This window comes from Leifsonia sp. Y878 (assembly GCF_057669685.1).
This window is the reverse complement of the sequence record NZ_JBYHFS010000006.1, coordinates 38,433-61,414: the sequence shown is the minus strand read 5'-3', so window position 1 is coordinate 61,414 and position 22,982 is coordinate 38,433. Positions and strand designations below refer to the sequence as shown.

The window sequence follows — 22,982 nt, the reverse complement described above, 5'->3', positions numbered from 1 at the left end:
ATCGGCTAGAATCGGTCATTGTTCGTCTGATTTACCCGCGTTGAACGTGACGTAGGCTGGCCGAACGAGGAGGGCTGTCCGAGCGGCCGATGGAGCCAGTCTTGAAAACTGGTGGGCAGAAATGTCTCGTGGGTTCGAATCCCACGCCCTCCGCACTAGGTGCCTGGCAAGCACATGACGTGAAAGGATCTGAGTGAGCGACACACTGCGCCCCCGCTCCAATAGATCACGCAAACTGGGCAGCATTGCCCGTCACGGCCGGCTGAAGAAGTCGAATCCCTGGGCTGCCGTCATGCGCATCATCGGCGCCTCTCTCGCCGTCGTGCTCATCAGCACCGTCTCGATTGCCGGCATCGCCGCGTTCGACGTGGCCGCCAGTGTCCAGCCGGGTGTGCACCTCGCCAATGAGACAGAGGGCCCCGTGCCGCAGATCGGCGCCATCGATGGCGGTGTGAACCTGTTGCTCGTCGGCAGTGACAGCCGTGTCGGCCAGGATGCCGCATTCGGTGACGAAGACGACACCGGCGACCTCAACGACGTGACGATGTTGCTGCACATTTCGCAGGACCACTCCAACGCGTCCATCATCAGCTTCCCTCGCGACATGTTCGTGCCGATTCCAGAGTGCACCGACCCGGAAACGGGCTACACCTCGGATGCCATGAGTCGCCAGAAGATCAACACCACCCTCACCTACGGCGGGCTTTCCTGCACCGTCGCGACGGTCGAGGAGCTCACCGGCCTCAGCGTTCCCTTCGCGGCCGAGGTGCAGTTCAGCGGCGTCATCGCCATGTCGACTGCAGTCGGCGGCGTGCCGGTCTGTGTGGCGGAGCGCATTGAGGACGAGTACACCGGTACCTTCCTCGACCCGGGCGAGCACACACTGGCTGGCGTCGACGCCCTGCAGTTCCTCCGCACCAGGCACGGTGTCGGTGACGGCAGCGACCTCACCCGCATCAACAACCAGCAGGTGTTCATGTCGTCGCTCGTGCGCACGATCAAGAGCGCCTCTACCCTGTCGGATCCGCTGAAGGTCTACTCGCTGGCCAAGGCAGTCACCGGCAACATGGTGCTCTCCGACTCTCTCAACAACGTTGACCGCATCGCCTCGATCGCGATCGCACTGAAGGACATCGACCTCAACGACGTGACCTTCATCCAGGTTCCGACCGGAAGCACAGAGGGCGGCGTGCTGCCCCTGCAGCCCGACTTCGACGACCTCTTCGCGGCCATCGCTGCCGACCAGCCTGTGGCGCTGGGTGGCACCACCGGTCGTGGCGCGACCGTCGACCCGAACGCACCCGTCACCGATGCGCCTGCCGCCGACGTTCCAGCCGCAGACACCACGACGGATGCCGCAGCCGACCCGGCCGCACCCGTTGACCCATCCGCGGGAACCGGCGCAACGGTGTTGCCAGACACCGCGACCGGCCAGACGGCCGGCCAGTACACCTGCTCGGTGGGCCGCACGCTCGACGACCAGGGCTGATTAGTGCGTCGTTCGGCCGGTGGTCGAAATGACGCTACGAGTTCGGTTATGATTACTGTGGCGTGTTCGCGTTAGCGAGCACTCAGGAGCTGTCGCATAGTTCGGCCTAGTGCACCACCCTGCTAAGGTGGAGTACCCTTTACAGGGTACCGTGGGTTCAAATCCCACCGGCTCCGCACACAAAACCCTCGCCTCGGCGGGGGTTTTTCTTTGCCATCTGCCTGGTGCCTGCCGCTCAGAAGTCCGTGAGGAACGCCTCCCAGGCTCGCCGCCGGTCGCCCCGCGGGTCTGACTCGACGTGGTCGATGTTGTCGATGATCAGGGTCAACCTGTTGGTCGTCGAATGCCGCGGCCAGGTCGACTCGACGGCCCCCGTGCAGGCGAAGTGGAGCCAGTGGCGTCGCATCCGCTCGCCTGCGCGCATGAAGGGCGTGCGGCCGCCGAGTGCCGTCATCGTGCGGCCAGCGCTGGTGTTTGACCGGTCGAACAGGGCGAGCATCTCGATGCCGTGGGTGGCGTCGAAGCCGAGCATGCGCATCAGGCGTGGTGCAACGTCGAACCGGTAGAGGTGCACGGGGGCGAAGTTCGAGTGGTATTCGGCCACCTTCACGGTGGGAAACCAAAAAGCGGAATCGCCGGCGAAGTCCGCCGCTGGGCGGGGGAGCGGCAGCCCGGTGTACGCCAGGCGCAGATCTTCCCATGACGACTCAGGTGCCCGCTCGAACAATGCATCAATGCGCGAAATCGAGGAGGGAAGAATCTCAACCCTGCCGCGGAACGCGGAGCCCTCACGATCGTTGGTACCCAGAATGAGTGGCACCCTGTGTGCCCTGCCGCCCCGGAACGCATCGATGGGCCGTTCGGGCAGGAAGTCGCCGTCGACGACCGGCGCCAGGCAGAACGTGCCGGGGTAATCGTCGGGAACGCGTGCCTGCAGCTCAAGCGCAGCAGCATTGAGGCGAGTGACATCCGCTGTCGCCAGCACCTGCCCGATCTCGCCTGGCTGCTCGATCACCCGCTGGGTGGAGGAGCCGGCGGACGCGGGCAGAGCCAATCCACGCGAAGGTGCGCTCGTCTGGAGGAGTTCGACGAAGTCTGCGGCCCACCGCCCTGCCAGCTCCTTCGAGTAGACCGCGTTCGGCGGCGGACTCTGCGCGATGGCCCGGTGAAACAGCCCGGCGGCCGACGGCGTTGTCATCAGCGTGGTGACCGCGTTGCCTCCCGCCGATTCCCCGAACAGGGTGACGTTGTTCGGGTCTCCTCCGAATGAGCGGATGTTGTCCCTCACCCACACCAGCGCGGCAACCTGGTCCCGCAGCCCGAGGTTGCTCTCGATGGGACGCTCCGGTGTTGAGTAGCGGCTGAAGTCCAGGTATCCGAGCGCCCCCAGTCGATAGTTGAAGCTCACGTAGATGACGCGCCCACTCGACACGAGACCGGTGCCCTGTCCGGAGAAATCCTGGGATGACCCGACGCTGTAGGCGCCGCCATGGATGAACACCATCACGGGCTTTCCCAGCCGACGCCGGCCGGGGACGGCAGCGGCCAGCACGTTCACGCTCAGGCAATCCTCACTGGCCGGCACCTTGGGCGATGTGCCCTTGAACTGTCCCCGATACACCTGCGGAGCGACATGGCCGTATCGCGATGCATCGCGCACTCCCGACCAGGGTGTGACCGGCTGCGGCGCACGAAAACGTAACTCCCCCTCAGGAGAGGCGGCGTATGGGATTCCGCGCCAGGCGAAGATGGACCCCTCGCGCACGCCGCGCACGAGACCGCCGGTCACCCGCACGTCCAGACTGCGCCGGGCCGGTGAGTTCACCGAGACCGCCGTACCCTGGCTGATGCCATTGGCGTTCATCTTGACCAGTCAAGCACCGGCCGCTGAGGACGACTAGAGCGCAAAGCTGAGCGTTGTTTCAACCGGCGAGGCAGCAGGGAAGCGGCTGGATCGCGGTTCCAATTGCGCGCTGGGGCATTGTCTGTCCGCGAAAGCAGTCTTATCATCACGAGACCGGCGCGACGCCGGCGTTTCCCTTAATGCGCTCCCGAAGGCTCGTCGATGGGATAACTCATGTATGCAGATGTCGTCGCCAGTGCGGCAACGCTGTCAGCCACCGGTCAGGATCTGCCCGTTGGCGCTTTTGTCGCCGCTGGCGTGCTGTTTCTGCTCGGGGGATCGCTGCTCGGCCTGCGCGCCATCAGGCGGCGCTGGTCAAAGTAGGTGCCTGGCGGTAGGTGCCTGGCGCTAGAAGCGAGGCCTCTTGTTGTAGCGCACCGCCGTGATGGCGATGTCCATGCCCCAGATCATCAGGGCGAAGGTCAGTCCTTGCAGCACGCACATCCAGGCGGGTTCCAGCGGTGAGATCGACACCCAGATCCATGCCACGGCCCCAATGAGGGAAATGACGTAGCTGAACGTGGTTCTGGCGTAGAGGGCGATTCCGGAGACGATCGCGCCGGCGACGGTCACCTGGAACAGCGGGAGCGGAACGTTGGGGTTGTATCGCCAGGTCTCCACCAAACACCAGAGGAACAGCACAGCGGACACCAGCACGACGAGCGTTGCTATGCCTGCCCCTACTGGCCGTGGCAACTCACCAGCCAGGCTGCGAACGATGGGCTCTTCCGGCAGCGGCAGCCAGGCGTGATGTGGCTGTGCAGCGACCGCGGTCGGTGCCGAATACGTCTCTGTGACTTCCGTATGCTGACTCACGCGGCTCATCCTACGCTCGCCGCCGAGCGGCGTACAGAATTATCCGCCCGGCTAGGTGACGGAGAGGATGGCGGCCCAGATGTCGGCACGGGCGTGGAATGTCGTCATGTCCCGGCCGAGGAGACGCTCAGCCTGTTTGATGCGGGCTCGAACGGTGTGCCGATGGATGCCAAGCACCTGGGCCGCCGCGTCGAGCTGGCCGTTGTGTTCCAGCCAGACCCGCACTGTTTCCAGCAGGTTGGATCCGGATGCCGCGTCGTTGTCGATGAGCGGGGCAAGTGTCGCTCTGCCTATCTCCCTGGCATCCGTTCGTGCGAGGAACGCAAGCACCCCCTGACGGGAGATTGCATCGAACTGGGCAACGCCAGGACCGCCCTCCTTGGCGCGCTCGAGGCTTCGCTCCGCCTGTACGAGTGCGTGCTGCAGCGACTCGTAGCCGGTCGGATCTGACACCCCGGCATGCAGGTCGAAGGCCTGGCAGAGCTCGTCGGCCACATCGAGTGACTCCTCTGACAGGCACAGCACGACATGGTCTCCGCGCACCCCGTAGAAGACGGATCCAGGCTGAGCCTCGATGCGAAGCTCCAGCAACTCTGTCACCGAGCTGATCTTGTCGTGGGGAACAGCGGCCAGCACGATTCGTACAGGGGCGGGAGGGAGACCGCCCCACATCTCAGCCGCGATGGACGACACCAGCTCGATACTGCCGCCGAGGAGCGCATTGAGCAGCCCGGTGCGCAGATGGCCGCGTGCGCGGTCGAAGGCGTGGTTCTGTTCAAGGGCAAGCCCGGCCAGTGCAATGACGGAGGTCACGAGTTCCTGACTGGCGTGGTCAAGCTCGACGGCACCGCCGAGGGCGAGCACGCCGCGCAATTTATTGCTTCCGCCCAGGGTCTGCAGGGTGAGGGTTTCGCCGCTCGTGACCACGGAACTACTTGCGCGCTGTCCGCGACGGAGCAGCTTCACCGCTTCGGCCTGCACGATGCCGAACGCATCGCCGGTGAGAGCATCGGCCGGAAACACGCGGTCAAGGTTCCCAGCGGCGTCGAACAGGGCGACCCAGTGGTCGAGCTGGTTCGAGAGTTCGCCGAGGGTGGCTCGCAGCCCGTCGGGGCGCAGCGCGGCGAGTGAGATCGCGCGCTGCGCACGCACGGCCCAGGTGTGTCTGGCATAGCTTTCCTCGGCGACCAGCTCGGCCGCCAGCCGGGCGATGGCGATGAATGGTGTGCGATACGGCACCTCGAACAGCGGCAGTCCATAGGCCAGGCAGGCCGCGACCAACGGGTCTGGCGTGCCGTCCCTGATCACTTCGGTGCCGAAGCCGAGGCCCACGATGCCGAGGGTGACGAGTCGCGCCACATAGTCGTCATAGAAGCCGACCTCCGAAGCGGCACCGCTCATCGCGGCATCCGCATCGAACTGGGTACCCGTCGTCAGCAACACCTGGCCCTCAGAGATGAACGGCGTTGGGTCGAGCAGATCTGAGGCGTGTACCCACTGCACCTGGCGCTGGAGGGCGTCACCCGGAAGGTCGGATTCCGGGGTCAGCAGACGCAGCTGCAGGTCGGCCTGGCTGAGCAGGCGGCGGAGGGGCGGCGGCATTGGACTCCTCGAGCGGGTGGCGGGGCTGGCAAGCGGATGGCCGTCACGGCGAAAACGCTGGTCCCTACTATACGGTCGGGCGATACCGGCAGGTGGCGGCGCTCTTTACGCTGAAGCATCCGCTCACTGAATTGGAGTCCAATGACCCTCCTCGACACCGTTGTCAGCGCCTCGAACCCCATCCCGCTTGGAGGACCGTCGCTGCCCCAGGAACGTCGGCTGGTCACATCGATTCCCGGGCCGAAGTCGACGGAGTGGCTGGCGCGCAAGTCGGCGGCCGTCTCTGCGGGCGTCGGCACCACCATTCCGGTGTTCGTCGTCGCAGCCGGCGGTGGCGTCATTGTCGACGCCGATGGCAATTCGTTGATCGATCTCGGTTCCGGCATCGCGGTGACCGGTGTCGGCAACAGCAACCCGCGCGTCGTTGCCGCGGTCAGTGCCCAGCTGGCCCAGTTCACGCACACCTGCTTCACCGTGGCTCCCTACGATTCATACGTTGAGGTCGCTGAAGCCCTCAACCGGCTCACGCCCGGCGATCACGAGAAGCGCAGTGCGCTGTTCAACTCGGGTGCTGAAGCCGTGGAGAACGCCGTGAAGATCGCCAGGCACTACACCGGCAAGCAGGCAGTCGTTGCGTTCGACCACGCGTACCACGGCCGCACCAACCTCACCATGGCGCTCACGGCGAAGAACATGCCGTACAAGGATGGCTTCGGCCCGTTTGCCCCAGAGATCTACCGCGCGCCGCTGTCGTACCCGTACCGCGACGGTGGTCAGGACGGCGTGACAGCCGCCAAGGCCGCCATCAGCATGATCGAGAAGCAGGTCGGCGCCAAGAACCTCGCAGCGCTTCTCATCGAACCCATCCAGGGAGAGGGCGGATTCATCGTTCCCGCCGAAGATTACCTGGGCACTCTTCTCGCCTGGGCGCGTGCAAACGACGTTGTCTTCATCGCCGACGAGGTGCAGACAGGGTTCGCCCGCACCGGAGCCATGTTCGCCTGCGACCACGAGGGCATTGTTCCCGACCTGATCGTCACGGCGAAGGGCATCGCCGGAGGGCTGCCACTGTCGGCCGTCACCGGTCGCGCCGAGATCATGGATTCGTCACACGCCGGCGGGCTCGGCGGGACGTATGGCGGAAACCCCCTGGCCTGTGTTGCGGCACTGGCCACGATTCAGAGCTACGAGGAAGACGGCCTGGTGCAGCGCGCTGCTGACATCGGCACGCTCCTCACCGGACGCCTGAACGCACTGCGTGTGAATGACCCCCGCATCGGCGACGTCCGCGGCAGAGGCGCGCTCATCGCCATCGAACTTGTCGACCCGGCAACGGGCGAACCGGATGCCGCACTCACCAACCGTGTCGCGAGCATGGCTCACGCACAGGGCGTCGTCGTGCTCACCTGCGGCACCTACGGCAACGTCATCAGGTTCCTGCCGCCCCTGTCGATCTCCGACGAGCTCCTGATCGAGGGGCTCAGTGTGATCGCTGCGGCGCTCGCCGCGGCCTGACGCCTGCCCATCACCCTGAACCAAGCATCGATGCCAAGCCTCGGCGCGCGGGTGCCCGCGTATCGTTGAGTATGGATTCACCGCCCCGCCGGTGAGCAAAGGAGAACTCCAGTGTCAGACAAAGAAACCGCGCTGCTGGCGAAAGTGCCGACCGGTCTGTTCATCAACGGTGAGTGGCGCCAGGCCGCATCGCGGAAGACCCTGCCGGTGTTCGACCCGGCAACAGGCCTCGAACTGACCCGCATCGCCGACGCCGGTGTCGAAGACGGTGCGGCTGCCCTCGACGCTGCTGTCGCCGCGCAGGACGGGTGGGCCAAGACTCCGCCACGCCAGCGGGGTGAGCTGCTCCGCCGCGCTTTCGACCTGCTGCAGGAACGCAAGGACGAGTTCGCACTGCTGATGACGCTCGAGATGGGCAAGCCCCTCGGTGAAGCGCTGGGCGAGGTCGCGTACGGCGGCGAATTCCTGCGCTGGTTCAGCGAGGAAGCCGTGCGCATCAGTGGCCGCTACGGGCTCACGCCTGAAGGCACAGGCCACATGGTGGTGTCTCAGCGCCCCGTCGGGCCGTGCTTCCTGATCACGCCCTGGAACTTCCCGCTGGCCATGGCCACGCGGAAGATTGCGCCCGCACTCGCCGCCGGATGCACCGTCGTCGTGAAGCCGGCCGAACTGACCCCGCTCACCACGCTGTACTTCGTGAGGTTGCTGGAAGAAGTCGGCCTCCCGGCCGGCGTCGTCAACGTGATCACCACCTCCCAGTCGTCCACCGTGTCGGCGCCGATCATCGCCGACCCGCGCCTCCGCAAGCTCAGCTTCACCGGATCAACCGCTGTCGGGCAGCGCCTCATCGCCCAGTCGGCGACCGGAGTGCTCCGCACCAGCATGGAGCTCGGCGGAAACGCGCCGTTCGTCGTCTTCGACGACGCAGACCTCGACAAGGCAGTCGACGGAGCCATGCTCGCCAAGTTCCGCAACATCGGTCAGGCCTGCACTGCAGCCAACCGCTTCTTCGTGCACGAGTCCGTGGCACCGGAGTTCTCCCGTCGTGTCGCCGAACGCGTCGCGGGCCTCACGATCGGCCGGGGTACAGAAGAAGGCGTCACCATCGGGCCGCTCGTCAACGATGCAGCCGTCGACACAACGGATGCCATGGTGCAGGATGCCGTCGACCGCGGCGCCACGCTCCTCATCGGCGGATCACGCCCGGAGGGCCCCGGCTCGTTCTACGCCCCGACCGTGGTCACCAACGTCCCGCTCGGCAGCCGTCTGCTGAGCGAGGAGATCTTTGGCCCGTTGCTCGGCATCACGACCTTCAGCGACGAAGACGAGGCAGTGCGCCTGGCCAACTCCACCGAGTTCGGCCTGGTCGCCTACGTCTACACCTCAGACCTGGCACGCGGCCAGCGGATGATCGACCGTATCGACACCGGCATGATGGGCTTGAACACCGGGCTCGTCTCGAACGCCGCTGCTCCCTTCGGTGGTGTGAAGCAGTCCGGACTCGGCCGCGAGGGCGGCCTTGAAGGCATCAACGAGTACCTGTCCACGAAGTACACGCTCATTCCGGTGTCCTGAGCCAACCAGCCCAACCCTTCGCCCCAACCCCGCACGCAGGAGCTTCACCATGAACCAGATCAACCGCGACGTCGTCATCATCGGCGCAGGCGCATCCGGCCTCACCGCCGCCGCCGAACTGACGAAGGCCGGGCTGAGCGTTGCGGTGCTTGAGGCGAGGGACAGGGTCGGCGGACGTCTGTGGACCGACGACATCGACGGCGCAATGTTGGAGATCGGCGGCCAGTGGGTCTCACCAGACCAGGACGCGTTGAAGGAAACCCTGGTCGAGCTCGGATTGCAGACGTACCCGCGATACCGCGAAGGCGAGAACGTCTACATCGGCGCGGCGGGGGAGCTCCGTCGGTTTGAGGGAGAGATCTTCCCCGTGCCGCCGAAGACCGAGCACGAGATCGTGTCGCTGATCGAGAAGCTCGACGCGCTGGTGGCCGAGATCGACCCGGATCGTCCGTGGGCGCACCCGCGTGCGAAGGAACTGGATGAGGTGTCATTCAGCCGCTGGCTGGAAACACAGACGGATGACCAGGAGGCGCGCGACAACATCGGCATGTTCATCGCAGGGGCCATGCTCACCAAGCCGGCGCACGCCTTCTCAGCGCTGCAGGCCTTGCTGATGGCCGCCAGCGCCGGCAGCTTCTCCAACCTGGTGGATGCCGACTTCATCCTCGATGAGCGCGTGATCGGCGGGCTGCAGCAGGTTCCGCTGTTGCTTGCCGAGAAGCTCGGCGACGATGTGCACCTCGGCCAGGCCGTTCGCACGCTCCGGTGGAGTGACAACAGTGTCACGGCCATCACCGACGAGCTCGAGGTGAACGCGCGCTTCGCCATCATTGCGGTGCCGCCGATCCTGATCTCGCGGATCAGCTACGAGCCGCCACTGCCCAGGCGCCAGCAGCAGCTGCACCAGCACCTCTCCATGGGCCTCGTCATCAAGGTGCACGCCGTCTATGAGACCCCGTTCTGGCGGGAAGACGGCCTGTCGGGCACCGCGTTCAGCCCGTACGAGCTCGTGCACGAGGCCTACGACAACACCAACCACGACGATCCGAGGGGGACGCTGGTGGGCTTCGTCGCAGACGAAGAAGCTGACGCCGTGTTCCGGCTCTCCGCCGACGAGCGCAAGCAGCGCATCCTCACCTCCCTGTCGCACTACTACGGCGAGCAGGCTCTGACCCCTGTCGTCTACTACGAGAGCGACTGGGGTTCAGAAGAGTGGACCCGCGGCGCCTATGCGGCCAGTTTCGACATGGGAGGCCTGGCCCGATATGGCTCAGACCTGCGCGCGAACGTCGGCCCGATCTCGTTCTCGTGCAGCGACATGGCCGGCAAGGGGTACCAGCACGTCGACGGCGCAATCCGGGTGGGGCGTGAAACCGCCGCGGCGATTATTGCGGCCGCGCGGTAGCCTTCACTTCACCTGCGGGGTACGCTTCCGGGCGCGTTCCGCACCATCGGCTGAGCAACACACCAGCCCCCTGTCACGCCGAGCAGGGGGCGCATCAAGGAGGATGCATGCGATACATCGTCGGCTACACAGCCACCCCTGCAGGGGCTGACGCACTGGCCCTTGGCATCCGCTTGGCGCGCAGCAGGGGTGCGGCCCTCGACATCGTGCTGGTGCTGCACCGCGAGCATCGATCGACGCGCGTGCCGAGTGACCCCGGCTATGAACGGTACCTTCGAGACCAGTCCGAAGCGTGGCTGGCCGACGCTCTGGCGCGTGTTCCTGCCGGTGTCAACGCAGAGACCCACCTTGTACGGGCGGATTCTTTCTCTGGTGGCCTCATGGATGCCGCCAGAACGTTGGACGCCGAACTGATCGTGATCGGCGCGGCTCACGACGGCATCCTCGGCCGTTTCACCCTCGGTAGCGTGGCAAACGACCTTCTGCACAGTTCCGCGGTTCCCGTTGCGCTGGCGCCACAGGGTTCAGCGGATGCCCCCACCAGCGTCGACCTCAGCAGGGTCACCTGCATGCTCGGTACGAGGTCGGGCGCTGATGCCCTGCTGGCCGGGGCCATTCAGCTCTCCGGCGGTGCCGGAGTTCCGCTGCGTCTGGTGTCGCTGGTCGCCATCGACCTGCCTGGGCGCCCAGACGACACCAAGGCGTCGACGCAGAGCGCGTTGCATGCGCAGGACGTGCTCGACTACGCCACAGAGCACCTGCCGCCCGGTGTGAGCGTCAAAGCCGGGGTCGTCTTCGGTGACAGCATCGAAGAGGCAATCTCTTCCCTCCGCTGGGACCCCGATGAAGTGGTGCTCGTCGGGTCCAGTCGCCTCGCACAGCCGCGCCGGATTTTCATCGGTTCCACCGCGGCAAAAATGCTGCGCTCGCTTCCCGTTCCCATGATCGTTGTGCCGCGGGCATCCACCCTCACCGTAGAGAGCTAATCCCATGACTTCCACTGACACTGCCGTCGGCGCCGAACCCGCCAAGGGTTCCGGAATCTCCTCGAAAGGCCTGAGCGCAGGATCCGTCGGGCTAATCGGCGCAATCGTCATCGGCATCTCCTGCATCGCCCCTGCCTACACGCTCACGGGTGCGCTCGGGCCGACTGTGGCGGAAGTGGGCGTGCAGCTGCCGGCCATTTTCCTGGTCGGATTCATCCCGATGCTTCTCGTGGCGTTCGGCTATCGCGAGCTGAACAACGCCATGCCAGACAGCGGTACATCGTTCACCTGGGCGACGCGGGCATTCGGTCCGTGGGTCGGCTGGATGGCCGGCTGGGGGCTCATTGCGGCGACCATTGTGGTGCTGAGCAATCTCGCGGGCATCGCCGTCGATTTCCTGTACCTCATGCTGTCCCAGATCTTCGGAAACAATTCCGATATCGCCGCGCTCGCCGCGAACCCGTTCATCAACGTCGCCACCTGCCTCCTCTTCATCCTGATCGCGACCTGGATCTCCTATCGAGACATGCAGACCACCCAGAAGGTGCAGTACTGGCTCGTCGGCTTCCAGGTGCTGGTGCTCATCGGCTTCGGCGTCGCCGCCATCGTGCACATCGTGAACGGCACTGCACCAGACCCGACACCCGTCACTCTCGACTGGTTCAACCCCTTCGCCGTCACCTCGTTCTCCGCTTTCGCAGCCGGGCTCTCACTGTCGATCTTCATCTTCTGGGGCTGGGATGTCACGCTGACCATGTCGGAGGAGACCAAGGGGTCGCGGAAGACCCCCGGACGCGCAGCGACGCTCACGGTCATCCTGATCGTCGTCATCTACCTCTTCGTCGCCATCACCGCAATGTCGTTTGCCGGGCTCGGTGAAGACGGCATCGGGCTCGGAAACCCTGACATCCAGGAGAACGTGTTCTTCGCGCTGGCCGGCCCTGTGCTCGGGCCGTTGGCCATCCTGATGTCCATCGCTGTGCTGTCCAGCTCTGCGGCGTCCCTGCAGTCAACGTTTGTCGGTCCGGCGCGAACGCTGCTCGCCATGGGGCACTACGGCGCACTCCCGGCGAAGTTCGCTCGCGTCAGCCCGCGCTTCTTCACTCCCGGCTACGCCACCATCGTCTCGGCGATCGTCGCGGCCGCGTTCTATACCGTGATGCGTTTCGTCAGCGAGGACGTGCTGTGGGACACCATCACAACCCTCGGCATGATGATCTGCTTCTACTACGGCCTCACCGCCTTCGCCTGCGTCTGGTATTTCAGGCGCCGCTGGTTCACCAGGGCACGCAACTTCTTCTTCACCTTCCTGTTCCCGCTCGTGGGTGGCCTCATCCTCGCTGTCTTGTTCGTGACGACGCTCGTCGACTCCATGGACCCGGCATACGGCAGCGGATCATCGATTGCCGGCGTTGGTTTGGTGTTCGTGCTCGGCATGGTGATTCTGCTCTCCGGGGTCGTTGTGATGCTCATCACCGCCAAGCGGCAACCCGCATTCTTCCGGAGTGAGCTGCTCGGAACCGATGCGGCGCCGGCCAGCGAACTCGACGACGTGAAGGACTGATTCGACGCATTTTTTGCCCCGATTGAGGGTCAACCGGGCCAACGTGAACAAGGGGGCCCCAGATAGCTGGTATAGTTTTCGAGTTGCCTCCGAGCGTTTAGTTCGGATTAGCACCTGCGCCCGTAGCTCAACGGATAGAGCATCTGACTACGGATCAGAAGGTTGGGGGTTCGAATCCCTTCGGGCGCACAGAGAAAAACAAAAAGGCCTCGTCTTCGGACGGGGCCTTTTTTGTTTGTGAATCTGCAAGTGATCAGATTTACACCGGCGCGAGTGGCAGATGTGGTCCGTCGGGTAATTCGACAATGATCGGGTCTCCTGGTTCGATCACGCCGCCGACGATGACCACGCTCATCACGCCGGCCTTCCGAATGACTGCGCCGTTCTCATTGCGGTCGACAACCGCTTTCATGAGTCCTGCCTGGTACGTGTTGATCTGTGAGCACGGGTTTCGGAGCCCCGTTATCTGGAGGACGGCCTCGCTGCCCAATCGGAGTACGGCACCCTGCGGAAGGGACAGAAGGTCTATGCCCCTCGTCGTGATGTTCTCGCCCATTTCCCCTGGCAATACGGTGAAGCCCAGCGGCGCGACCTCCTCGAAGAGCTCACTGTGGATCAGGTGCACCTGGCGCAGGTTGGGCCGGTTGGGATCCCCGGCGTGCGGCCGATGCTGCACTGTCGTGCCGCTGTGCGCATCGCCATCGACGCCGAGGCCGGCGCGCACGGTGATTCGCTCCTGGGGCTGCTTGGAGAAACGATGCTCTCCGTCGCGGCTGACAGCGATCACGACGACGTCTGGTGCAGCTTCACTCATGTGTCCGATCCTTCCAGAATTTGCTCGCCGCCGACGAGAAGTTCGACGAGGATGAGACGATGCGCTTGTTGCTGATCAGACACGGCCAGACCCCATCCAATGTGATGGGGGCGTTGGATACCGTCGTGCCGGGGCCCGGTCTGACCGAACTCGGCGTGGCGCAGGCCGCTGCCATTCCCGACGTGCTGGCTGGGGAGGGGATCGGAGCGCTCTATGCATCCGTTCAGACCAGAGCCCAACTGACCATCGCTCCGCTCGCAGCGCGGCTTGGCCTCCCGGTCGAGGTGCGCGAAGGGGCGCGTGAGATCGGTGCCGGTGACCTGGAGATGCGCCGTGACCGGGCGTCGATCGAGCTCTATCATCACGTCTCTTTCGGGTGGGCGTTCGGCGATCGGGATCGGCGGATGCCGGGGGCGGAGAACGGACATGAGGTATTCGCTCGCTTCAGCGCGGTGGTGGCGGAGATAGTGAACTCCGGCCACGACACGGTGGCGATGGTCGCACACGGGCAGATCATCCGCGCCTGGGTCGCCGCGCACGCCAGCAACGTCGACGCGGCGTTTGCTTCGCGACACATCCTGCACAACACGGGAGTCATCGTGCTCGACGGCCAACCAGATGCGGGATGGGCGGCGGCCAGCTGGACTGGAGTTGCCATCGGCGGTGCGCAGGTCGATGACAGTGGCACGACCGGTCCCGGCGGGCAGCCACAGGGAGAGAGCGCTCCCTAGTCTCCCACCGCCCTCTGCGCCGCCCCCTGTTCTGGGTGCTGTTTGACGTTAGTTAACGTGAGATAACCTAGCGTTTCACGTTGGTCTCCGGATGGACGTGAAACCCGGGGGCGGGGCACGTGAAGTGAGTCATGCGCCTGGGCAGCCGACCCGAAGGGCTACACATTGCTGAGCTGTCATGTCGCAACCCGCTGAGCCCCCGCATCTGTCGGGGGCGCTCCATCCCGCCGCAATCAAGGCGAGCCTGCTGGCCGAGGTTGCCGCGCACGCCACTGCCAACCGCATCCGCACCCTGGCCTGGTGTGGGCCGGTCCTCGACCATTTCGGACTCGTGACCCCTTTCGTTGAAACGGAAGCCGTCATCCTCGTCGATCCCTCATCCACGACGCACCTCATCGCCACGTTGCGCGATGCCGGGTGGGAGATTTTTCACGACCCTCTCGAAGAGAAGGCCGTGTTGCCACCGACCAGAGCCGTGTTGCGGCATCCGGAAAGACTGATCGGGCTAGAGGTCTACTACGCCATCCCCGGCCTGTTCACTGACGCTGAAGTCGCCTTCGACATCCTGTGGGAGAGAAGAGTTGCCATCGAGATGGCCGGCGCCCAGGTGCCGAGCCTTGACCGATCGATGGCAATCGTCACGGTTGCCGTGCACTGCGCAGGGCGGATACCCGGCGTTCCCGTCAGCAGCGATGGGTTCGATTTCCTCCTCGACCAGATTGAGGGTGCACTTACGCCGGAGGAGATCGACGATCTCGTGGATCTCATCAGTGCGCTCACTGGGGAGATCACCATGGCGCCACTACTGGACTGGCTGGGGAGGTCTGCACGCGGGCCTCGGGTGGTGCCAGCGGCCTACGCGCGATGGCGGCTGAAGGTCGACGATGTCACTCCGACCCTGCGTGCTCTTCTGGACGTTGTCGAAGCACCCGCCGGCCCAGAACGACGCGGTCGAATGCGGGCAGGATTCACCAAGCTGCTCCTGCGCCCGCTCGCCCTGCCGCGGGCCATCCACACAATGCGCGCTGCCCGGTCGAGATTGCGCGAGCATGATCCGGCCGACCCGCGGGGGAGCGGGTGGGCAGAGGGCCGGGAAGGCCGCTCTGCAACCAAACGCGACCCGTCGTCCTAACCAGCCGCCGTCGTTTCACTGGACGTGCCGTCGCGCAGCCGGTCGCAGAGGTTGATCAACTGTTTGAGCTCGTCTTCACTGAGGGTGTCGGAGATGCGATCCGAGATCGTTCCCATGTGATCGCGTGCGACCCGCCTGAACAGGTCGTAGCCCGACTGCGTGAGGCCGATGATGGCGCCACGACCATCTGACGGATCGGTTTCCTTCTCGAGGTAACCCCTTGTCACCAGCCGGTCAACAAGGCGGCTGACGCTGGGTTGGGTGAGCAGAACGTGCTTATTGAGATCTCGCAAGCGGATGCGCCATCCTGGCTGCCGAGACAGGTTGAACATCACGTCGTACTCGTTGAGCGAGATCTCCTTTGACGGAAACTCTGCGGTGAGGCTGCGCATAATTGCGACCTGTGCCCGAAAGAGTGACTCCCACGCGGCGACTGCCACTGCTCGATCTACCACGCTGCTGCCTTTCCTGCGGGCCTGGCGACCTGTGAATGCGGTCTGCTGACCCCTGAACATCAACAATAGGCACTCGAATGCCTTGGGTGGTAAGCCCTCTGGAAATGTCCCTTGTCATTCACGTTGGCCAATCGCCGTTTTTCTTGTCATAGAAAATCCCCGGCGAATGCGCAGTACCACGATGAAAGCAACGACCGCGAGAGCTGTCAGCAGGATGACGAGCCCCGGAGAGATCCCCCACGCCACGGCCGTCGATTCGACCGTCGACACTATCGGGACGCCGTCTGCGTTTGTGACGATCCCGTTTGTGACGGCCTGCGGGGCCACCTGGCTAGTCACGGTCACGACCGGCCACCACGACGCCACGCCGTCGACCGCGGCAGCGACCGCGACGCTGTCGCCGGGCAGCACCTCGCGCACGTCCGCGAATGCGGCGCCTTCCTCGGGCGAGGAAACGAGTTCGGTGCGTCCGATGTTGAGCGGGCCGTCGACCCGCAGCAGCTGCCGCGCCGTCAAGGCCATGTTGCCTGTGTTTGACACGGCGTAGCCGACCGCCACGGTACCCGGCTCCCACGGCCAGAAGCTCGGGGTGTAGCCGATCGTCGGCTCGGCGACCGTGAGCGTCGGGTTCAGGTCGCCGGCCACACGAACGGAGACCCGGGTGGCATAGCGCATGTTGACGGCGATGCCCCGATCACCAGTGGTCGCGAGCACGGTGAGTAGCGCTCCCGAGTGATCGCCGGGCGGCGCGTCGGCCGGTACGGCGACGCTGAACGCGACCCTCATCTGCTGTCCAGGGTCGATCGTGATCTCTCCCGCCGCCGGGGTGATCCAGGTTCCGAGGTCGGCAGAGCCGGTCTCTTCGGTGACGAGGTCGATGCGACCTGCATCGGTGGTGAAGGCATCCGCTCCGCTCACGGTGAGTGTCAGCGGGGCGACACCTGAATTGCGCACGAGCACGGCGTCGTCAACGTGTGCACCCGGCTCAAGCTCGTAGGCAAAGTTGCTCCTTTCAACGCCGCTGCTGGCCAGAACCGGCGTGACGCTCCAGGCGGTGTCGGACCCCGCCGCCGGCTCGTTCGCATTCGCGGCTTGGGGGAGAAGCCCGATTGAGCTGAGCGAGATCAAGATGGCCGCAATGGTGCCACGCGTACGACGGGAAGACATGTCTTCTGCTTTCTGTTGTCTGCGAGCGTGGCCGCAGCGGAGGGATTGACAGGCAGGGTGCCGGATTCACCGGCACCCTGCCCGGGTTCACGCGTGTGTTCAGCCCACTACTGAACGGCTGTGATCGTCAGCGTCGAGCTGTACGAGCCCGAGTTCTGGTCGAGCGGCATGCGCAGGTCGAGTGCGGCACCGAGCTGGGCGCTCCCTGTGCCCTTGTACTCGTCGTTCGCCGACTCGCCGAGAACGGCAAGCTCCGACAGGCCGGCACCGATGCCACCGAATCCGGAGGTCACGGCTGGGCCGGCGACGGCACCTGCACCGTCGACGTCAACACGCGGCGACCAGCCGAGGTTCGCAGCCGAGATTGTCTTGTCGCCGGCGACGAAGTCGCTCACCTGCGCAGCGAGCTGCCAGGTTGACGCCGGGTAACGACGGGTGTCGGTCACGAGGATCGGGTTGATCGCTCCCTGGGCGTAGAGGGCGTCGCCCAGAACAGCGGCCTCGCCGAGGGTGACCGCGCCCCCTGAGGAGAATCGCCAGGTGAACTCGCCACTGGGGGTGACGGCATCCGCGGCCACCTCGACGCCGATCAGCTGCTCGTTCTCGCCAGCCTCAGGAACCTCTTCGCCAGGGCGTCCACCGTTGTTGTAGCTGGAGTTCCAGCCGGCCAAGCGGTCGGGACGGTTCGTGATGATGCCCTCGACGCCGAGCGCGGTGAGGCTCGCCCAGGTTGCCGCGTCATCGATCGTGTACGGGAACACGCCGTAGCCGGCCTCGTTCAATGCGTTCAGGGTCTCCGGGTGTGCGAGCACGGCGCCCGCGCCGGGGTTGATGGCGTCAAGGCCGTACTGCTCGGCGACAGCGACGGCGTCGGCTGGAAAATCGCCGACGAGGTAGCCGAGCGGCAGCGCGGGGTCGGCCGCACCGACGTTCACGAGGGTGTTGATGTCGAAGCTCTGCGCGAAGATCTGCTCACCGACGCCGTACTGGGCGATCAGGTCGGTGGTGGTCTTCGAGTGTTCAGGGCTCCACAGGCCCTTGTACTCGACCAGGATCTTCGACCCGGAGGTCTGCGCGAATGCGAGCACCTCTTCAAGGGTCGGGATGCGGGTGCCGGTGAACGACTCGGCGAACCAGCTTCCGGCGTCCAACGTGCGCAGCTGCTCGAGGGTCATCGCGGTCACGGCGCCGGAGCCGTCGGTGGTGCGGTCGACGGTGCCGTCGTGGATGACAACGGGAACACCGTCGGCGGTGGGGTAGATATCGATTTCGATGTAGTCGGCGCCGCTGCGCGCGGCCGAAACGAACGCGGGCATCGTGTTCTCCGGTGCGAGCGAGGAGTTGCCGCGGTGGGCGATGACGATGCCGGTCTCACCCGCTGCGACCATTTCGATCGGCGGCAGTGGGTCGAGTTCGGTGATCACGATGTCGTCATACGAGACGGTTGCACCGTCGACCACGAGTCCGAAGATGCCATCGGCGGTGCGGGCGAGCTGCTTGGTCTCGAGCACCAGCTGATCGTTGAAGTACCAACGGCCGGTGTTGCCGTAGACCTCAATCGCGACGCGCACGTCGGTGCCGACGCCCGCGTCGGTGGGGCCGGCCGCCGCATCCGTCACATTCCAGGTGTTCTGCGCGGTCTTGCGGGCGAACTCGATGCCGTTCGATGAGGTGGTGCCTGAGCGCATGGCGGCGTGCTGCCAGGGCACCGACCCGTCGGCGGGCATGTCGAGGCCGAGAGCCTGCCAGCGGGCCGAGTTGGCGACGCTCTCGAAGCGAACCGTCGCCTCGAAGCGATAGTTCTTCTGGTGTTCGCCGAACGTGAGCCGGGCCTGACCGGCGGTGGCACTGCCGACCAGTCGGCCGTCTTCGACCCGCCAGTCTCCTCCGACCGAGGTCCAACCCTCAGGCAGAGCTGAACCTGAGAAGTCCTCGCTGAGGACAACGCGATCGACTGGCGCTTCCTCAGCGACAGTCGGTAAAACGCCGACAGCCGAGACGAGAACACCGATAGCCGTGACAACGGCTCCGGCCCCGCCCACAATGCGCGCCTTCGAGAACGATCTCATGATGTGCCTTCCTTGATGAACGGATGCCTCATCCCGCGTAATTCACGGGTGGCGAAGCCCAGTCAAGGGGGGCAGCTCGTCGCTAGAGAGGCCGCCTCATGGCCTCGCAGTGGAGCACGGCGAAACGTTTGGGCTCTCACGGTGACGATCGAGCCTGTTTGTCACTTAGCCGTCAGATTCGCCACGTAGCGGCCAGATGCGCCGCGAGTTCAACCGATTCGAACGGAGCGCACCTCGGCAGAATTCATCAGAGTGAAGCTCACCGAGTCGGCCAGGTAACGGTCGTCACTCAGCTCGAACGCCCGACCCGTCGAATCGTGGGCCGAGCGCACAAGCTGTAGCAAAGGCTCGGGGGCATCCAGCTCAAGCAGCCGCCGATCCGCGGCGCTCGCAATCACGGCGCTGATGCGATTCTCGCCAGAGGCAAGCGCCAGGCCGACGGTGCGCCCAATCACCTCCATGAGCGATCGCGCGTCGACGGGCACCGCCTCAACCACCTCAATCAGCCGTTCGGGGAACGTCGTGCGTTTGATCATGATCGGACGACAATCGATTGACTCGACCCGCACCATCCGCAACACCGGGCTCGAGAGCCGCACGCCTAGTTCGCGCGATTCGACGGCGTCGGCCCGCCCGCGCTTGAGCGACACCGTCCGCGCCGAGAGAGATTGACCGGTCGACAGAGCCCATTGGCCGAACGATCGCAGAACGGTCAGATCACGCGGCATCGGCGCACTCCGAACCACCCACCGTGATCCGCGCCTGACAATGAGGGTGCCGTTGGAGTTGAGAATCGCGAGGGCGCGGCGGATCGTCCCCCTGGCGACCTCATACTCGCCGGCGAGGCCGTCTTCCGCCGGCAACGCACGGCCAACGGGGTAGACCCCCGCGCGGATCTTGACGTCGAGGTCTGCGGCGATTCTCTGATACTGGACCGACGTGTCAGCCGGCCGGCGCTCCAGCCGTGGAGTCGATGGATGTATCGATGTCATATCTTCGAGCGTGCCCCGAACGGGTTACAGCAGCGTGGAATGGAGGTGACGATTGATGACCGAAACGCCGCCACCGGTCCCGGCCGTTTGCCTCACCGGAAAAACGGCTCATAGAAAATTCTTAGAAAAATAACGAATAGATAACTAGCGCCCGTTATCGGTTCGTTATATATTCGTAGTGCGTCAACCGTTTGCTGTGGCGGAAGACGTGAAATGTGATTGCAGGACACTCTTGGTGCAAGGGAAGAGGGTCGGTCGTTAGCCTCTACGACCGGCCCTCAATCACGTTAAAGACCGGGCGGTGTTTCCGGTCAGGACCGGCGAATAGAGTTGAAGCTATGGCTGCACACCCGAAAGACACCACTGGACAGACGAAAGATGCCGGCTGGGAGGTTGGCGTACGGAGAACCGTCGCTGCGTCACCCGCCGTGGTCTGGGACTACCTGCTCGGAGACGGCCTCGAATTGTGGCTCGGAAAGACGACGCTTCCCGCCGGTAAGGGCGCAGCGTACGAAACGGCAGACGGCGTGCGTGGCACGCTTCGCACCCTGACGGCCGGCTCGAAGATCAGGCTCAGCTGGCGTCCGGACGACTGGCCGCACGACACCATCCTGCAGGTCAGCGTCAAGGAAGCCCCCGGCGGAACCACGATCGCCATCCACCACGAGCAGCTCGCCGACCGCGACGAGCGCCGCATGATGCTTGGCCACTGGAAGAACGTCGTCGACGACCTCGCGCACGCGATCGACCGCTAACCGCTAACCGCTAGCTGACGAACCGGCCTTGAATCTAGAAGAGGTCGGGGCTAGGCGTGGTTGCCTGGTGGATCGACACGTCTGCGTGACGGTCGAAGCGGTAGCCGATGCCGCGCACGGTGCGCACGATGTCCTCGTAGCGTCCGAGCTTGGCGCGCAGGCGGCGAACGTGCACGTCGATGGTGCGCTCGTTGGGGGCATCCTCGTCGTCTGCGGCATTCCACAGTGACGAGATCAGCTCTGCGCGGTCGATGGTGCGACCCTCCCGCAAGACGAGGTACTGCAGCAGTTCGAACTCCTTGTAGGTGAGTGCCGCAGCCTCGTTGTCGAGGATGACGCGCTTGCGTGAGATGTCGACGACGACCCCGCCTGGGGCACGGTCGAGCTCGTCACCTGCGCTGCGGTGCCTGGCCAGCGCAGCCGGGTCCTGCAGGGCGAGACGAACCACATCTACGTCACGGCCGCCGGCGCCCTCTGGGGCAAGAGCAACTGCTGCGTAGGTTTCAGCTGACGGAGCGACCTCGGCGGCCAGGCTCTTCAGCGCCTCGACCAGGCGGTGCAGGCTGGTTCCTGCTGCCGCAGCCTTTGCCTCGTCGATGCCGACGTAGAGCACGAAGCCGCGCGCTTCCGTGCCGTCTGGAACGGCGCGAATGCGCGGAGCAGGCGTCGGTGCGGGCTGGGCGATGTTGAGGTTCGGGCGGAAGTTGCGGACCTGGCGAGCAGTGTCGATGTGTGCGAGTGACATGGGAGGAATCCTTTGGATGTGTAGGGGAACCCGGCTCGATGGCCTGAAATGGGTTCGGCAAGACGCAGGGCCTCGGTGCGGAGGAGCACGGTGACCTGAAGGAAAGCGTTCGCGATGCGTTCGCTTCTGGGGCTCAACCTGTCCGCTGGATTCAGCGGCGGGAGCTCGGCGAGGGGGCTTGCTGTGTTAGCGACACATTCGGCAACACAGGGCAACGCGCATGCTCGGCATCATCATGCCGGCATTCCCAGGGGCCTCGAGGGAGGTCAGGGGGCGTGCGGTGGTTGTCATAGCAGCGAGTAAATCCCACTGTTACGGCGCGTGTCAATTCGGTGACAGTCAATGACGCACTATGACGTGAATCAGGTTCACAAGACCTGTGGCCATCTGGGAGGTTCCTCGACCAGAAGCCATTTCAAAGAGGATTATTCGACAGAAGCTAGTTTTATCAAAGTTTATTCAAGGAAGGTCGACTCGGCGTGTCTCCCGTCGAAGAACCTGCGTCGGAGGCCGACTCGGAAATACACAAACCGATCTGCTCCGTGCAGATCGGTTTGCGTAATCGGTCGGGTGCGGGGTGGTGCTTTGGTGCTTTGGTGCTTAGACCAGTCCGTACAGGCGGTCGCCGGCGTCGCCGAGGCCGGGCACGATGTAGCCATTCTCGTCGAGCTTGTCGTCGACTGCACCGAGAACGATGGTGACTTCGCGTCCTGCGAGAGCCTCCTCAACCGCGGCGAGACCTTCAGGGGCAGCCAGAATGCAGATCGCCGTGACGTCGACTGCGCCGCGCTCGAAGAGGAAGTCGATCGCAGCGATCAACGAGCCGCCGGTAGCGAGCATCGGGTCGAGCAGGAAGCACTGGCGATCCGACAGGTCGTCGGGCAGTCGCTCCGCGTAGGTGGTGGGCTGCAGCGTCTCCTCATTGCGTGCCATGCCGAGGAATCCGACCTCGGCGGACGGCAGCAACTTGACCATGCCCTCGAGCATGCCAAGTCCCGCACGCAGGATGGGAACGATCAGCGGCTTTGGGTCGCTGATCTTCACGCCGTGGGCAATGGCCACCGGCGTCTGCACGGTGACCTCCTCGACGCGAACGCCGCGGGTGCCCTCATAGGCAAGGAGAGTCATGAGTTCTTCGACGAGTGCGCGGAACATGGGAGACGATGTCTCTTTGTCGCGGAGCACCGTGAGCTTGTGAGTGATGAGCGGGTGGTCGGCAACGTGGACTCGCATAGGGTTAATACTACGAGTTGGGAGGGCGCGTGGG

Annotated in this window: 20 protein-coding genes and 3 tRNA genes; 13 read left to right on the top strand and 10 right to left on the bottom strand. The window is 64.7% G+C overall.

Going from position 1 to position 22,982, the window contains the following annotated elements; all coding sequences use genetic code 11:
* Positions 1–68 precede the first annotated feature (68 nt).
* From AC25Y4_RS16535 to AC25Y4_RS16525, 3 genes are all read left to right on the top strand, one after another.
* Positions 69–153, top strand: a tRNA-Ser gene (locus AC25Y4_RS16535).
* 40 nt (positions 154–193) lie between these two features.
* Entirely contained in the window at positions 194–1,489 is a 1,296-nt protein-coding gene (locus AC25Y4_RS16530) for an LCP family protein (RefSeq protein ID WP_488121536.1), read from the top strand.
* A gap of 85 nt (positions 1,490–1,574) precedes the next feature.
* A tRNA-Ser gene (locus AC25Y4_RS16525) sits at positions 1,575–1,665 on the top strand.
* A 59-nt stretch (positions 1,666–1,724) separates the two neighbouring features.
* Here the strand turns inward: AC25Y4_RS16525 and AC25Y4_RS16520 are convergent.
* Positions 1,725–3,353, bottom strand: a complete 1,629-nt coding sequence (locus tag AC25Y4_RS16520) for a carboxylesterase/lipase family protein (RefSeq protein WP_488121535.1) — start codon at positions 3,351–3,353, stop codon at positions 1,725–1,727.
* 213 nt (positions 3,354–3,566) lie between these two features.
* Between AC25Y4_RS16520 and AC25Y4_RS16515 the strand changes: the two genes are divergently transcribed.
* On the top strand, positions 3,567–3,716 hold the full coding sequence (locus tag AC25Y4_RS16515; RefSeq protein WP_488121534.1) for a hypothetical protein: 150 nt from the start codon (positions 3,567–3,569) through the stop codon (positions 3,714–3,716).
* Here AC25Y4_RS16515 and AC25Y4_RS16510 read toward each other — a convergent pair.
* Complete coding sequence (locus tag AC25Y4_RS16510; RefSeq protein ID WP_488121533.1) at positions 3,694–3,876, bottom strand: hypothetical protein; 183 nt, start codon at positions 3,874–3,876, stop codon at positions 3,694–3,696. The genes AC25Y4_RS16515 and AC25Y4_RS16510 overlap by 23 nt on opposite strands.
* Before the next feature lie 383 nt (positions 3,877–4,259).
* Positions 4,260–5,810: a PucR family transcriptional regulator gene (locus AC25Y4_RS16505; protein WP_488121532.1), complete on the bottom strand. Its 1,551-nt coding sequence runs from the start codon at positions 5,808–5,810 to the stop codon at positions 4,260–4,262.
* Between the two features lie 141 nt (positions 5,811–5,951).
* Here AC25Y4_RS16505 and gabT point away from each other — a divergent pair, with 141 nt between their 5' ends.
* The 6 genes from gabT (at position 5,952) to AC25Y4_RS16475 (ending at position 13,044) form a co-directional block, all read left to right on the top strand.
* Positions 5,952–7,325 carry a 4-aminobutyrate--2-oxoglutarate transaminase gene (gene gabT / locus AC25Y4_RS16500; protein ID WP_488121531.1) on the top strand — a complete coding sequence of 458 codons (1,374 nt, stop codon included), beginning with the start codon at positions 5,952–5,954 and terminating at the stop codon, positions 7,323–7,325.
* Positions 7,326–7,436: 111 nt separating this feature from the next.
* Positions 7,437–8,900 carry an NAD-dependent succinate-semialdehyde dehydrogenase gene (locus AC25Y4_RS16495; protein WP_488121530.1) on the top strand — a complete coding sequence of 488 codons (1,464 nt, stop codon included), beginning with the start codon at positions 7,437–7,439 and terminating at the stop codon, positions 8,898–8,900.
* 49 nt (positions 8,901–8,949) lie between these two features.
* Positions 8,950–10,305: a flavin monoamine oxidase family protein gene (locus AC25Y4_RS16490; protein ID WP_488121529.1), complete on the top strand. Its 1,356-nt coding sequence runs from the start codon at positions 8,950–8,952 to the stop codon at positions 10,303–10,305.
* Positions 10,306–10,412: 107 nt separating this feature from the next.
* Positions 10,413–11,291 carry a universal stress protein gene (locus tag AC25Y4_RS16485; RefSeq protein WP_488121528.1) on the top strand — a complete coding sequence of 293 codons (879 nt, stop codon included), beginning with the start codon at positions 10,413–10,415 and terminating at the stop codon, positions 11,289–11,291.
* A gap of 4 nt (positions 11,292–11,295) precedes the next feature.
* The gene (locus AC25Y4_RS16480) at positions 11,296–12,855 is read left to right on the top strand and encodes an APC family permease (RefSeq protein WP_488121527.1); all 1,560 of its coding nucleotides are present in this window, start codon (positions 11,296–11,298) and stop codon (positions 12,853–12,855) included.
* Between the two features lie 116 nt (positions 12,856–12,971).
* Positions 12,972–13,044, top strand: a tRNA-Arg gene (locus AC25Y4_RS16475).
* A 70-nt stretch (positions 13,045–13,114) separates the two neighbouring features.
* Here AC25Y4_RS16475 and AC25Y4_RS16470 read toward each other — a convergent pair.
* Positions 13,115–13,669, bottom strand: a complete 555-nt coding sequence (locus AC25Y4_RS16470) for an MOSC domain-containing protein (RefSeq protein WP_488121526.1) — start codon at positions 13,667–13,669, stop codon at positions 13,115–13,117.
* Positions 13,670–13,728: 59 nt separating this feature from the next.
* On the opposite strand from AC25Y4_RS16470, the gene AC25Y4_RS16465 reads away from it, so the two are divergent.
* Both AC25Y4_RS16465 and AC25Y4_RS16460 read left to right on the top strand, forming a co-directional pair.
* Complete coding sequence (locus AC25Y4_RS16465) at positions 13,729–14,400, top strand: histidine phosphatase family protein (protein WP_488121525.1); 672 nt, start codon at positions 13,729–13,731, stop codon at positions 14,398–14,400.
* Positions 14,401–14,578: 178 nt separating this feature from the next.
* A complete protein-coding gene (locus AC25Y4_RS16460) occupies positions 14,579–15,532 on the top strand; it encodes a hypothetical protein (RefSeq protein ID WP_488121524.1) in 954 nt (317 codons plus the stop codon).
* Here AC25Y4_RS16460 and AC25Y4_RS16455 read toward each other — a convergent pair.
* The 4 genes from AC25Y4_RS16455 to AC25Y4_RS16440 form a co-directional block, all read right to left on the bottom strand.
* Positions 15,529–15,987: a MarR family winged helix-turn-helix transcriptional regulator gene (locus tag AC25Y4_RS16455; RefSeq protein ID WP_488121523.1), complete on the bottom strand. Its 459-nt coding sequence runs from the start codon at positions 15,985–15,987 to the stop codon at positions 15,529–15,531. The two genes, AC25Y4_RS16460 and AC25Y4_RS16455, sit on opposite strands and share 4 nt — an antisense overlap.
* Before the next feature lie 114 nt (positions 15,988–16,101).
* Positions 16,102–17,154: a hypothetical protein gene (locus AC25Y4_RS16450; protein ID WP_488121522.1), complete on the bottom strand. Its 1,053-nt coding sequence runs from the start codon at positions 17,152–17,154 to the stop codon at positions 16,102–16,104.
* A 107-nt stretch (positions 17,155–17,261) separates the two neighbouring features.
* On the bottom strand, positions 17,262–19,223 hold the full coding sequence (locus AC25Y4_RS16445) for a glycerophosphodiester phosphodiesterase (protein WP_488121521.1): 1,962 nt from the start codon (positions 19,221–19,223) through the stop codon (positions 17,262–17,264).
* Positions 19,224–19,432: 209 nt separating this feature from the next.
* Positions 19,433–20,215, bottom strand: coding sequence for a GntR family transcriptional regulator (locus AC25Y4_RS16440; protein ID WP_488121520.1), 783 nt, complete (start codon positions 20,213–20,215; stop codon positions 19,433–19,435).
* 338 nt (positions 20,216–20,553) lie between these two features.
* Between AC25Y4_RS16440 and AC25Y4_RS16435 the strand changes: the two genes are divergently transcribed.
* Positions 20,554–20,970 (top strand): SRPBCC family protein, encoded by a 417-nt coding sequence (locus tag AC25Y4_RS16435; RefSeq protein WP_488121519.1) that lies wholly within the window; start codon positions 20,554–20,556, stop codon positions 20,968–20,970.
* A gap of 34 nt (positions 20,971–21,004) precedes the next feature.
* On the opposite strand, the gene AC25Y4_RS16430 is transcribed toward AC25Y4_RS16435, so the two are convergent.
* Both AC25Y4_RS16430 and upp read right to left on the bottom strand, forming a co-directional pair.
* Positions 21,005–21,715 (bottom strand): winged helix-turn-helix domain-containing protein, encoded by a 711-nt coding sequence (locus AC25Y4_RS16430; RefSeq protein WP_488121518.1) that lies wholly within the window; start codon positions 21,713–21,715, stop codon positions 21,005–21,007.
* Positions 21,716–22,315: 600 nt separating this feature from the next.
* Complete coding sequence (gene upp, locus AC25Y4_RS16425) at positions 22,316–22,948, bottom strand: uracil phosphoribosyltransferase (protein ID WP_488121517.1); 633 nt, start codon at positions 22,946–22,948, stop codon at positions 22,316–22,318.
* Positions 22,949–22,982: the final 34 nt, after the last annotated feature.

Coding starts and splice junctions, on each gene's coding strand:
- AC25Y4_RS16520 (WP_488121535.1), bottom strand. CDS start 3,353: ATGAACGCCAATGGCATCAGCCAGGGTACGGCGGTCTCGGTGAACTCA.
- AC25Y4_RS16515 (WP_488121534.1), top strand. CDS start 3,567: ATGTATGCAGATGTCGTCGCCAGTGCGGCAACGCTGTCAGCCACCGGT.
- AC25Y4_RS16510 (WP_488121533.1), bottom strand. CDS start 3,876: ATGGATCTGGGTGTCGATCTCACCGCTGGAACCCGCCTGGATGTGCGT.
- AC25Y4_RS16505 (WP_488121532.1), bottom strand. CDS start 5,810: ATGCCGCCGCCCCTCCGCCGCCTGCTCAGCCAGGCCGACCTGCAGCTG.
- gabT (WP_488121531.1), top strand. CDS start 5,952: ATGACCCTCCTCGACACCGTTGTCAGCGCCTCGAACCCCATCCCGCTT.
- AC25Y4_RS16490 (WP_488121529.1), top strand. CDS start 8,950: ATGAACCAGATCAACCGCGACGTCGTCATCATCGGCGCAGGCGCATCC.
- AC25Y4_RS16485 (WP_488121528.1), top strand. CDS start 10,413: ATGCGATACATCGTCGGCTACACAGCCACCCCTGCAGGGGCTGACGCA.
- AC25Y4_RS16480 (WP_488121527.1), top strand. CDS start 11,296: ATGACTTCCACTGACACTGCCGTCGGCGCCGAACCCGCCAAGGGTTCC.
- AC25Y4_RS16470 (WP_488121526.1), bottom strand. CDS start 13,669: ATGAGTGAAGCTGCACCAGACGTCGTCGTGATCGCTGTCAGCCGCGAC.
- AC25Y4_RS16465 (WP_488121525.1), top strand. CDS start 13,729: ATGCGCTTGTTGCTGATCAGACACGGCCAGACCCCATCCAATGTGATG.
- AC25Y4_RS16460 (WP_488121524.1), top strand. CDS start 14,579: ATGTCGCAACCCGCTGAGCCCCCGCATCTGTCGGGGGCGCTCCATCCC.
- AC25Y4_RS16450 (WP_488121522.1), bottom strand. CDS start 17,154: ATGTCTTCCCGTCGTACGCGTGGCACCATTGCGGCCATCTTGATCTCG.
- AC25Y4_RS16445 (WP_488121521.1), bottom strand. CDS start 19,223: ATGAGATCGTTCTCGAAGGCGCGCATTGTGGGCGGGGCCGGAGCCGTT.
- AC25Y4_RS16440 (WP_488121520.1), bottom strand. CDS start 20,215: ATGACATCGATACATCCATCGACTCCACGGCTGGAGCGCCGGCCGGCT.
- AC25Y4_RS16435 (WP_488121519.1), top strand. CDS start 20,554: ATGGCTGCACACCCGAAAGACACCACTGGACAGACGAAAGATGCCGGC.
- AC25Y4_RS16430 (WP_488121518.1), bottom strand. CDS start 21,715: ATGTCACTCGCACACATCGACACTGCTCGCCAGGTCCGCAACTTCCGC.
- upp (WP_488121517.1), bottom strand. CDS start 22,948: ATGCGAGTCCACGTTGCCGACCACCCGCTCATCACTCACAAGCTCACG.